At 58.9% G+C, this 10,949-nt stretch carries 11 protein-coding genes; 6 read left to right on the top strand and 5 right to left on the bottom strand.

The annotated features are described in order from the left end of the window. Nucleotides 1–1,158: 1,158 nt before the first annotated feature. Entirely contained in the window at nt 1,159–1,365 is a 207-nt protein-coding gene (locus tag CQ13_RS39970) for a hypothetical protein (RefSeq protein WP_245309624.1), read from the bottom strand. A 530-nt stretch (nt 1,366–1,895) separates the two neighbouring features. Here CQ13_RS39970 and CQ13_RS39965 point away from each other — a divergent pair. Both CQ13_RS39965 and CQ13_RS39960 read left to right on the top strand, forming a co-directional pair. Beyond that, nucleotides 1,896–2,606 (top strand): gamma-glutamylcyclotransferase, encoded by a 711-nt coding sequence (locus tag CQ13_RS39965; protein ID WP_057848242.1) that lies wholly within the window; start codon nt 1,896–1,898, stop codon nt 2,604–2,606. Between the two features lie 480 nt (nt 2,607–3,086). Further along, nucleotides 3,087–3,752 (top strand): GDSL-type esterase/lipase family protein, encoded by a 666-nt coding sequence (locus CQ13_RS39960; protein WP_063800254.1) that lies wholly within the window; start codon nt 3,087–3,089, stop codon nt 3,750–3,752. Nucleotides 3,753–3,905: 153 nt separating this feature from the next. Here the strand turns inward: CQ13_RS39960 and CQ13_RS39955 are convergent, their stop codons facing one another. Continuing rightward, the gene (locus CQ13_RS39955; RefSeq protein ID WP_245309288.1) at nt 3,906–4,226 is read right to left on the bottom strand and encodes a DUF6678 family protein; all 321 of its coding nucleotides are present in this window, start codon (nt 4,224–4,226) and stop codon (nt 3,906–3,908) included. A 157-nt stretch (nt 4,227–4,383) separates the two neighbouring features. Beyond that, a complete protein-coding gene (locus CQ13_RS39950) occupies nt 4,384–5,334 on the bottom strand; it encodes a LysR family transcriptional regulator (RefSeq protein WP_197427602.1) in 951 nt (316 codons plus the stop codon). A gap of 96 nt (nt 5,335–5,430) precedes the next feature. Between CQ13_RS39950 and CQ13_RS39945 the strand changes: the two genes are divergently transcribed. Both CQ13_RS39945 and CQ13_RS39940 read left to right on the top strand, forming a co-directional pair. Continuing rightward, nucleotides 5,431–6,405, top strand: coding sequence for a Bug family tripartite tricarboxylate transporter substrate binding protein (locus tag CQ13_RS39945; RefSeq protein ID WP_063800255.1), 975 nt, complete (start codon nt 5,431–5,433; stop codon nt 6,403–6,405). A gap of 326 nt (nt 6,406–6,731) precedes the next feature. Further along, nucleotides 6,732–7,169 carry a hypothetical protein gene (locus tag CQ13_RS39940; RefSeq protein ID WP_057848238.1) on the top strand — a complete coding sequence of 146 codons (438 nt, stop codon included), beginning with the start codon at nt 6,732–6,734 and terminating at the stop codon, nt 7,167–7,169. 176 nt (nt 7,170–7,345) lie between these two features. On the opposite strand, the gene CQ13_RS39935 is transcribed toward CQ13_RS39940, so the two are convergent. Then, complete coding sequence (locus CQ13_RS39935) at nt 7,346–7,573, bottom strand: hypothetical protein (protein ID WP_057848237.1); 228 nt, start codon at nt 7,571–7,573, stop codon at nt 7,346–7,348. A 1,078-nt stretch (nt 7,574–8,651) separates the two neighbouring features. Between CQ13_RS39935 and CQ13_RS46305 the strand changes: the two genes are divergently transcribed. After that, on the top strand, nt 8,652–8,864 hold the full coding sequence (locus tag CQ13_RS46305) for a PRC-barrel domain-containing protein (RefSeq protein WP_057848236.1): 213 nt from the start codon (nt 8,652–8,654) through the stop codon (nt 8,862–8,864). A 270-nt stretch (nt 8,865–9,134) separates the two neighbouring features. Here CQ13_RS46305 and rocD read toward each other — a convergent pair whose 3' ends face one another. Further along, a complete protein-coding gene (gene rocD, locus CQ13_RS39925; protein WP_057848235.1) occupies nt 9,135–10,349 on the bottom strand; it encodes an ornithine--oxo-acid transaminase in 1,215 nt (404 codons plus the stop codon). A 328-nt stretch (nt 10,350–10,677) separates the two neighbouring features. On the opposite strand from rocD, the gene CQ13_RS45090 reads away from it, so the two are divergent. Beyond that, nucleotides 10,678–10,949 (top strand): hypothetical protein (locus tag CQ13_RS45090; protein ID WP_210183092.1); only part of this gene is annotated, 272 nt, incomplete at its 3' end.

Raw genomic sequence — 10,949 nt, 5'->3', positions numbered from 1 at the left:
GACAGCGCTGCTGCCATAAAACGTGCGCCATCTGTTTGTGATGCCATCTCTTTATGATCATGCCTAAGAAGGCCGCAACTGCCGTAACGAGATGTAACAAAACCATGTAATATAATAGACACGCGCGTCGTTTTTTCGATTGCGATGCCTGCCTCGTCCGAGCCGGTCATCCTCATCAGCGCCGACCTATTCGAGGAGTGGAGAGCCTTCGCGGCCATTGAGTACGCAAACTATCCTCGAACGAAGGAGAACAACCCGTTTGTCGCAGTCGCCTAATCGACAACAGAAAAATTGAAATCTTCAAAGCCTCGGCATTGTGGGCATTTGCTTATAGCCTTCTCAGTGGCGCTCTCCTCGTCGTAAGAAATGCAAGCGCGCATGTCGCTATTGGCACGAAACGGACATCGGTCCGGTGTTGGTCGATGTCCACCATCGGGGTGCCGTCAGGCGCTGAACGTCGTCGGCGCGCCGATTGGCAAAAACACGAGCTGTCCGCCCGCAGCTTTCTGGCGGAATAAGATCACGCTGGTGACGCACCGCTGCCACATACTGCACATGATCAGGTGGCGAGATTGCGAGAGCAGTATCGTCGGATTGGCGGACGTACCCAATCTCGACGATCCAAGAAGCCCTCGGAGATGATCTCTCCGGGGGCTTCCTCGTCTTTGGCGACACCTCTTACCGAGAATTACGCATCCAATGCTGCGCATCTTTGTCGCTTCTGTTGCATCGGTGGCGGTCACGATTGTGCTTCTGCTCAATGCGACACACCACGGTGCGCATGCAAATTCTCCAACGCATTGCGGCTTTTGGACCGAGATAGAGGCAGGGCTGTCGTGTCGCTAACCTGCCGTGGTGATCAGGCGCATCTCGCACCCAGAATGTCGCTGCAGGAGCGCTCTGCCTATGTTCTTAAGAGGCCGTCGAACGCTCTGCCCCTTGGGCCTCTAAAAACACCTGTTTGCCCGCGCCGATGAGGTGATCGAATGAGATGGCGAGTCGGCTTTTCGCACCTGAGCAGAAAATTCCCAGGCTGCTTTCGGATCATGCTTTAAGACAAAACCGGATCACCGCTGTTCTTGAAGAATCGGTGCACCGAGTTCATCGAAACGAAAGAGCTGAAACACTCGCTGGCCATTGAGGTCGAGCACTCTCAAATCATCGGTCTCGTGCAGATTGCTCTCGACTGTTTGAAAATGCCCCGCCGTAGCGCTCCCTAGCGAGCGACACTGGAACCTCAAATGCGACGAACTTGCCAATTCCTTTGTGCTTGAGCTCCTCGAGCAGATTCGGATCGTGTAAGGAATCGTGCGACGTGAGAATGAGCAGCGGACCGCTCGCCGTGAGCAGTAAAAGCGATTTCATCGGACTCTCCTTCGCGGCTGGACTGAATTCACGCGTCATGTCCAGTTTGGTTGGACAGTGTCGCTGACGCTCCCAGTATAAGCCAGTTCACCGGTGATAACGATTCCAGGGTGGACATGATCTTGTACTCTTGGACGGTCCCGGGATGCTCGGTCGCATCGAGGTAAGTGACGCGCATGTCCGGGAAGTCGGGTTCACCATTCACAAGGCAGACACCGTAACCGCCAAAGCTGATGTCCGTTCTTGAGGGTAGAGCAGACCTCGTCCCCTCTCGGTCCGATGTCGCGTTTGACCCGAAGGAGACGTTAGCGAGTGCGAGGCGGCGTCTTGCAATCGCGAGCTTTGTCGCGTGAGGATCGCTCCGTACTGTCACGGAAGGCCCTGCCTACGACAGGAACACTGCCGGAATTGGCTGCCTTTCTGTAGATTCCGATTAGCTCCAAGGAGGTCTAATATGCGCCTTATTCCCTATCCGCTAAGCTGAGCACAAAATGCAGTAGTTTTGATCGCCTCTCCAGAGGGACAGCTTTATGCCGACAACGCTTCGAGAGATGGCACTCACACTCGATCTTGTGGCACGCACCACGCGCGTGGTCGAGGATGCAGGCCCGAGCCCCGGCGCGGTCTACATGACCGATGAAGATTACGATGCAGCCATAGGCAACGTTCTCGCACACGCACCACTTAGTGATGTCTGGCTCTTTGGCTATGGCTCGCTTCTCTGGAAGCCGGTATGTGAATTTAGCGAAAGCCGGATAGCTACAGTTCGGGGATGGCATCGGGCGTTTTGCTATCGGGTGGCCCGTTTTCGCGGCACCCGCGATAAGCCGGGATTAATGCTCGCGCTTGATCGCGGTGGCAGGTGCAAAGGCATGATCTTTAGGCTCCCTCCCGATCAGGTCTTGGCGAGCCTGAATGCCCTATTTCGGCGCGAGATGATGGTTAAACCAGCGGTGAACGTACCGCGTTGGGTGACAGCTGAAACGGATGAAGGTCCGATCCGGGCTCTCGGTATGGTGGTAAACCGCGAAAGCCCGCACTACTCTGGGACGTTGCCGTTAGAAGAGGCCGCCAACATTCTGGCATCAGCTGCGGGACATTGGGGCTCCTGCGCAGAATACCTCAGAGAAACTGTGGTCCGATTAGAGGAACTGGGCATTCACGACGAATCGCTGTGGCAACTCCAGGCGCTAGTGGCCGAACGGTTGCAATTCACTCTAAGCTCCGAAAATTCGAACTAAGCTAGGTTGCCGTGCCGCTTGGACGACGGTTGCCAACTGCACCGCTTTTTCAAGATATCTCGGGTAGAGGGCTGAGCATCTTCCAGTTTAGACCAAACGTCGCCTGTTGGCCCTGACGCGACGTGAAACATGGCTCTGGAATGGTCGGCTTAGCGCAGTAAAACGAAGTAACTGGCCGGCTTTCAAAACGGCGCTTTTGACCCCAAGCCGAAACTTGCGGCACCCAGTTCGGGTGACATTGTGTCAGGGCAAGCAGGATGACCTCTTTTGGACGGGCGCGGGATCGCTTAGGCTCACTGGAGCTGCTCTCGATACGGGATGTGCCGACATCGCCGTTAAGGCCGAATGGGCAGCGGGCATGCTATCGGCGGGCATCGCGTACTCCATAACCGACAATTCTTTTGTGCCGGTCTCTCACCCCTTCGCGCAATGCACTCGGGCACGCGTGAATGCCTACTCTAGCCACACGAGAGAGCGCCTATGAAATCAGAATTGAGAAATCGCGTCGCAGTCGTTGTCGTCGCGCTTTGCATCGTGCTGCCGTGGGCAGCAAACCATAAGGTTCGTGCCGACGATAGGGTGGTCAAAATTGTTATGATCGGAGATTCTCTCACTGCAGGAAAGGTCCCCGAAATTGATCGCATCCCGAACCAACTTGAATTTGCATTGAAAGCGAAAGGTCACTCGGTCGCAGTTACCAATGCGGGCGTGGGCGGTGACTCGGCCGCAATGGGCCTCGCTAGATTGAACCGAGTTGTCACAGACGATACAGACGCGGTGATTTTGGAGCTCGGTTGGTGGGACATGACCAAGGGACTCGATCCAAATGTCACTCGCGCGGCGCTCGCAGCGATTCTAAGCAATCTTGAAGCTCGGAGGATTGTCGTTCTCCTTTGCGGGGTGCGGGCTCACACAAACTTTGGAGACGAACACGAGAAGGCGTTTGCCGCGATGTTCGCTGGTCTTGCCCGCGAATACAACGCGCTATTCTACCCGGCTTTCAACGAGACGTTTGTGGACGATGCGCAGCTGAAGGCGCTGGACGGGCTACACCCCAACGCAGCCAGAAACAAAGCGGTTGTCACGCAAATATTGCCAATAGTTGAGGCCCTGATCGACCGCGCGCGCGCCGCTAAAGACCGTTGATACTCTTAGCGCTTGCACTTCGGATAATGGCCCTCAGCCCAACAAGGCAGTGGCCCTTTCCATGTCGGCTGTCAGAGGCGAACCGGGAAACCACTCGTGGACATTTGGATTTCCGGGTCTGACCCCTTGCAGACGTTCGGTGAAGCCTCCGTCTTACAAGTAATCGAGGCTCTGTCCCGGGAGCGCGTAGCCGTACACCCTAAAGCCTTCGACCGTTTCCTCCCCGGGTAGATGGATTTTCTTCAGGGCGCGTCGGACTTGTTCTCGATGAGATTGGCCTTCAGCGAATATATCGATGTAACGAATGTCGTCATATCCGCCCGCTCGGAAGTGATAGAACCACTCAGCGTCCTCTTCCGAATAATGGCCGGCAATCGTCATGCATCGATACCTTGGTGCAGGCTCAATGGCATACATTGCCAAGCGCAATTCTTCCCATTTTGTACTGTTCATCACGCTAAACTTTTGAGCCATTGCCTTTATCCCACCAGGCTGCCTCCCTTTCGTACTGGATCAAGCCCTCGACGTCATCTATTGGCCCTCAGCCGAACAAGGCCGTGGCCCTTTCCACGTCGGCTGTCAGAGGCAAACCGGAAACCAGTCGTGAACATTTGAACTTCCGGGTCTGACGCTAACCGGACCTTCGAATTGTGCCACCCTTCTCAGGATCACGGCGAAAATTCTGCGCGGCCCGGCGCACTAGGCTCACGAAGTTGCGAACCACCGGCGATGGTTCGCCGCGGCGCGAGGTGAGGTTCAGGACGGCTTTCGGTTGAGAGGCACCCTTGAGTCGCCGGTACGCGATGCCGTCCATCGTCATTCGCTGCATGCAGGCCGGCACGAGCGAAATGCCGAGCCCGACGGCCACGAGGCTAAGCGCGGATGTGATGCGGGGCGCTTCCTGGCCGAGGCGAGGGCTGAACCCTGCCTTGAGGCATGCCGCCATCGTCGCCTCATAAAATGCGGGCCCGAGCTGGCGCGCGTAGATGATGAATGTTTCGCCAGCAAGATCTTTCAACGAGATGGCCCCGTCGCCGCGATCGCGCTGCGCCAGCACGTGATCGCTCGGCAACGCGACCACCATCGGCTCGACCAGTAGTGGATTGACGACAAGGCTCTGCGGTTCGGCAAGGGGGGCACGCAAAAAAGCAACGTCCATCTGGTTATTGCGCAGGCGTTCGAGCGCCTCCTTCCTGAGACACTCGTCCAGCGTTAACGACACCAGCGGGAAAGCCGCGCGAAACGCCCGGATGGCGAACGGCACGAAGGGATGGAATGGAGCGGTCGGCATGATGCCGACGCAAAGACGACCCTGTTCGCCGCGTGCGGCGCTGCGTGTTGCTTCAAACGCGCCATCATACTGCGCGAGGGTGGCGCGCGCACGATCGAGGAAAACTCGGCCGGCTTCGGTCAGTTCAACTCCGCGCGCCTTGCGGCGAAAGAGCTGGACATCGAGCTCGGTTTCAATCGCCTTGATCCGCTGGCTGAGTGGCGGCTGCTGTATGCCGAGCCGCTCCGCGGCCCGCGTAATGTGCCCTTCCTCGGCGACGGCGACGAAGTGCCGGAGATGTCGCAGCTCCATTGCCATATCCGTTTAGATATGAATTTTGCCCTATCCATATAATACCTCGGCTGTTTCATAAATGATATCCCGGCTTTGTTCGATCAGGAGACGGTCATGTTGCGCCGGCAATTTCTGAACCTGACGGCGAGCTCGCTTATCTCGCCCGCGCTGTCGTCCTTCGCGTTCGCGCAGACCTACCCGGCGCGGCCGGTGCGTGTGCTGGTACCTTACGCGCCCGCCGGCCCGGCAGACATTCTGGCGCGGCTCGCCGCGCGGAAGCTCTCCGACCAATTGGGGAAGCAGTTCTTTGTCGAAAACGTTGGGGGTGCCGGCGGCAATATCGGTATGGGTCAGGGCGCGAGAGCGCCCGCTGACGGCTATACCGTGCTGGTCGTTCCGCCGAACATCGTCGTCAATCCGGCGATGTACGATACGGTGCCCTACGATCCCTATAAGGACTTCGACCCGGTCACGATTGCTGTCAGTGCCCCCACGGTGCTGTCGGTGCATCCGTCGCTGGCGGTCCGGACGGTCAAGGACCTTGTTGCACTGATCAGGTCCGGCGGCGCCAGATACAGCTTCGCGTCACCCGGCACCGGCACGCCGCCACATCTGATCGGCGAGCATTTCCGGCTGTCGCTTGGGCTGGACCTGGTGCATGTGCCGTTCAACAGCGCAGGCCAGGCCGTCGCCTCGACGCTCGCTGGGCACACGCCGATTGCATTCAGCTCGCTGCCTCCCGCCGTGCCGCAGATCAAGGAGGGCAAGCTGCACGCGCTGGCCGTGACCAGCAAGACGCGCTCGCTGGCGCTTCCCGACGTGCCGAGCATGGCGGAAGCCGGTTATCCCGAGATCGAGGGCGAGGGATGGTTCGCCTTTGTCGTCCCGGCCGGAACACCACGGGAGATCACCGCGCTCCTGAACCGCGAGATCGTCAAACTGATCGGGCTGCCCGACACCAAGGAGAAAATGGCGGCGCTCGGGTTTACGGCTATCGGCACGACGCCTGAGCAGGCCGCCGCACTGTTCCGGACGGAGAGCTCCAAGTGGACAAAGGTTATTCGCGAGACCGGCATCAAGGCCAATTGATGCTGCTCACGATCCTCGCCGAGTATCGACCGTTTGAAGTCAGCTTGTGGCCCTTCGCGTCGTTCGCTGCGCTGCACGCCAATGACCGCAATTGAGGGCGAACCGGACTTCAATAAGGCATCGCGCAGCGGAACCCACCAACGAATCATGATCGATCTTCGTTCGTTCAACGAGCGCCTCGCCAAAAAGAGGAGCTACTAACGAAACGGTCGGCCTGACATTGCGGCCAGCTCTTGACACACGCGTGCCGGACCTGCTCGTGAGGAAGCGGTAGCGCCTTGCGATCGGAAAGGGACAAATCGGGTGCGACAGAATGCGAGACTAGCGTGACTTCTCAGTGGCAGTACCAGGTTAGGTTCGATCTGAACGATTCTGCCACGGCGGAATCGGTACGCCGAAAACTCCGTGTTCCGGCACTGGCGCCGCTGTTCGATATCCTCGCCGAGCATCGCGCTGCGCTGAAATGCCAGTTCGACGCCTTTGCGGAGTATGTCGCCGCAGCAGAAGAGCACGGCGTCGAAAACTATCCGCTCTACCAGTGGACGAAGGCGACGATCGAAAATCCGGCGAAGAAGGAAAAGTATTTGAGATCCTTTACAGTCTACGTGGACGACCGGGAGGTCTATGCCAAGGAGATTGCTGACGCGCTGGAGGCGGACTTGCAGCCGCTCGCCACTAGCGGGCTCATCACGCGAATATCCAAGTACGATACCAACCCCGCCAACAATCCTCAGCCGCCGCAGGGCCCCCGCGAGCGGAGCTAGCCCATCCGCGAGAGCGAACTGAATGCCGGCTCCTGGCACCTTTGAGACATGCCGACCGGCTCTGAATACGTCTGCTAATCGGGGAAGAGCCGAAGTGATCGGGGTCTGGCCGAAACGTCGCGGATGACCCGAGCAGAAATCGGCCGTTGTTGGTTTTCGCGGGAATCGAATTCAGGTCATTGCCGGGCGACCATGGCGTTCCACCACGGACAAACGCCGCTTAGCCTCTGGTAATTGCCGTCCATCACCTGGAGCGGGGCACGGCGTCCTTCGGGCGGCGCCGGCAGGCGCACGAGCAGCTGATCATCAAGGTCCATTTCGGCCGCTCGCCCGGAAAGCGCCAGCATCGCGGCAATGGCGGCCAAACAGGCGAATTTTCGAAGACGCGGCTTCTGATCGCGCATCGAATTTGCGCAGCGCGGCAACAAGTTTGCACTGCCATCAGGTCGACGGTTGTGCTCTCTTTGGCGGCGCGACCTCTCGCTGATCATTTCAGCCCCAGCCCCATGGTCGGCTCGAGAGGGAGCGCTGCCCCGGCGTTGATCCCCACGATTCGAGCCGGTCGCATTGTTCATGAGTTCACCTGGAGTGACAGCCATGGTGCAGCACCTAGTAGTCGGATTGGTCGTGGTGGCTTTGATCATCATGGGCGTGCTTGCCTACGCCCAGAAACATGAGGGGTGCTTGCACGGGCGCTCGCTCCAAACCTTCAAGCCCTGCGGATCAGTTAGCGTTGACCTGTAGCGCTGGCCGCGACGCTGCGGCCAACCTCGCGCGATTTGCTGCCCATCATCCCGGGCAAATCGCGGTCCGCCTATTTCCGTCTGTACGGGCCGAGCCGAGCCATTCTTCAATCGAGGGTTCTTGACAAACTGAACGACTGATCGGGCGACGCTTTGGGCTCGCTTCCGTTGGTGGTCTGTCGAAGTCTGTTCTTGGGCACTTTTGAGACATGCCCACCCGCACTGAAAGTGTCTGCTTTCAGGGGTAGACCGGAAGTGACTGCCGTATGGTCAGAATGACGAGCTTGACCCGCAACGACATCCGGCGGAACCCAACCCACGGATTGCGGCAGCTCTCACCCTTTACGCTTTGGGGAACCCGCTCTCAGGAGCAGGGCTCCTAAATGTGCTACCTCCGCGCGCTTGATAATCTCCCACTCCAAGCTGGGTAATACGGGAGCCGAGCGGGCAACGTCAGGCCGCCACGGCTGTTCTGGGGCGCTTGGCCGAAGGTGACGCTTTCCAATCGGTCGAGGCGCGTCGTCCGGGATGGCAAAGACACATGTGGCATATCCGACATCGATGCCAATTGTGATCTCCTCTGGAGTGGTCGGCCGATCGATTGCAGCAGCGCATACAAGAAAGCCATTCGAACTCTTGATGACCCGGTCCCGTGTCGGAGCGAGAGTGAGAGCGCCGCGTCCGGAGGCGGCGACGACGAGATCCGCAGCCCTCGCATGGCCTGATTTCGGAGGCAACCATGCCTACGGCGAAACTCCATGCATTAACAATCCTTGGCGCGCTCGATGAGGCCCGGTCTGAGCTTGTCGGCAAGGCCGTAGTTCTCACTGATGGAAAGGCCGGGACAGTAGAGAACGTTTGGCTTGACGAGTTGCACGGCCTACGAATTTCGATCAGGGGCCACGATGGAAAGTGGCCCGTCTCAACGATCAAATTCACGCAGACCGGCTGAAACGGCTAAGGCCGAAAGACTGTCTCGAACAGGCTTCGCATCGGACCGACGGTTTCGTCATCAGCGATCCCGCGCGCGAGAGATGGCCGAGCTGTATCCCTCCATCAGCAAGCACTCGACACCAGGGGCTCAGGGAAGGGAAATAGCTTAGCGAGCGCGTGCATCCGCACGCGAGTTTTAAAATGGGTTTTCGGTATACCCGGAAGATGAGGCATGCGGGCGTGTATTGACACCAACAGAACGACGGCAGTCGGCGGCGCTGGCCAGAGGTCACGAGAAATCCTGCCTCAAAGTGGCTGCGATCTGTTCCAGCGCCCAATCGACCTGATCGCTGGAGATAACTAGCGGCGGGGCGATGCGAATCGTGTGCCCATGTGTGTCCTTGGCGAGGATGCCCCGGGCCTGCAGGGCTTGACAGTAGCGACGTGCACCGCCTGCTTCCGGGTGAAGCTCGATAGCCAGCATCAGCCCGCGTCCGCGCACTTCCCGGATCGTGTTGCTGCGGATGCTGCTCAGGCCATCGAGAAAGCGGGTGCCCTGGGCGGCTGCGTTCTCGATCATCCCTTCCTCGACCAGCACGCGCAGCGCGGCCCGAGCCACCGCACAGGCCAGCGGATTGCCGCCGAAGGTCGAACCGTGCTGGCCAGGTTTCAGGGTGCCGAGCACCGCGTTGTTCGAAAGCACGGCCGACACTGGGTAAAAGCCGCCGGACAACGCCTTGCCGAGCAGAGTGACATCCGCCTCGATGCCCTCGTGCTGTTCCGCGAGCAGCTTGCCGGTGCGGCCGAGCCCGGTCTGGATCTCATCCAGAATCAGCATCACGTCGTGCGCAGTGCAGAGTTCGCGCACTACTGAAAAGTAACCTGACGGTGGGATGACGACGCCCGCTTCTCCCTGGATCGGTTCGACCAAAAAGGCGACCGTGTTGGGCGTGATTGCCTCTTTCAGCGCCGTGGCATCGCCGAAGGCGATGATCTTGAAGCCCGCCGCGAACGGTCCGAAATGGTCACGTGCCGCCGGGTCGGTGCTGAAGCCGATGATGCCAAGGGTGCGGCCGTGAAAATTATCGGCGCAGACGATGATCTCGGCCTGCCCGTCCGGAACCCCCTTCACCTCATAGCCCCATTTGCGCACCGACTTGATCGCACTCTCCACCGCTTCGGCGCCGCTGTTCATCGGCAGCACCTTGTGGGAGCCGGTCAGCGCCGCGATCTCTTCGTAGAAGAGGGCCAGCTGGTCGTTGTGAAAGGCGCGCGACGTCAGCGTCAGCCGGCCCGCCTGCTCCACCATCGCGGCCAAGATCTTCGGATGGCAGTGGCCCTGATTCACTGCGGAATAGGCGGAGAGGCAATCGAGGTAGCGATGGCCCTGCGTATCCCAAACAAAGACACCCTCGCCGCGCGACAGAACGACGCCGAGCGGTTCGTAGTTCCGGGCGCCAAAGCGCGCTTCCCTCGCAATAAGATCAGTGACCGATGGATCCATGTTTCGTCACTCCAGTTGGAGCGAACTGCAGGCATGGGCTATCGCCATTTTCCAGCCTGCGAATGCCGATGATCAGCAAGTTACCACAGACATTTTGCTTGCGGACGCATTGGGTGACGGCCATTTGGGGCCAGCCCAAGGGCGGTCGGCGCCCCAGTTCTCCTCGCGCTGCATGATCCCTCCGGCGAGACAGCATGTCTGGGTGTATACCGACCAATTCCGCTCAACCCCCATAAACAGACATCGTTGCCGTCTGCCGGCATGTCTCAAAGGTGCCAATAGGCGACATAGCGCTTGCATTTCTTACGACGAGGAGAGCGCCACTGAGATGGCTGCAAAAGCCCCGGACAATGCCGAGGCTTTGAAGATTTCGATTTTCTGTTGTCGATTAGGCGACTGCGACAAACGGGTTGTTCTCCTTCGTTCGAGGATAGTTGCGTACTCAATGGCCGCGAGAGCTCTTCACCCCTCGAACAGGTCGGCGCTGATGAGGATGACCGGCTCGGACGAGGCAGGCTCGCAATCGAAAAACGACGCGCGTGTCTATAAAGAGATGGCATCACAAACAGATGGCGCACGTTTTATGGCAGCAGCGCTGTC

Origin of the sequence: Bradyrhizobium retamae, from assembly GCF_001440415.1 — a bacterium.
GTDB classification, from domain to species: Bacteria; Pseudomonadota; Alphaproteobacteria; order Rhizobiales; family Xanthobacteraceae; genus Bradyrhizobium; species Bradyrhizobium retamae.
Note: the sequence above shows the minus strand (reverse complement) of the source record. Positions and strands in the feature narration are given on the sequence as shown.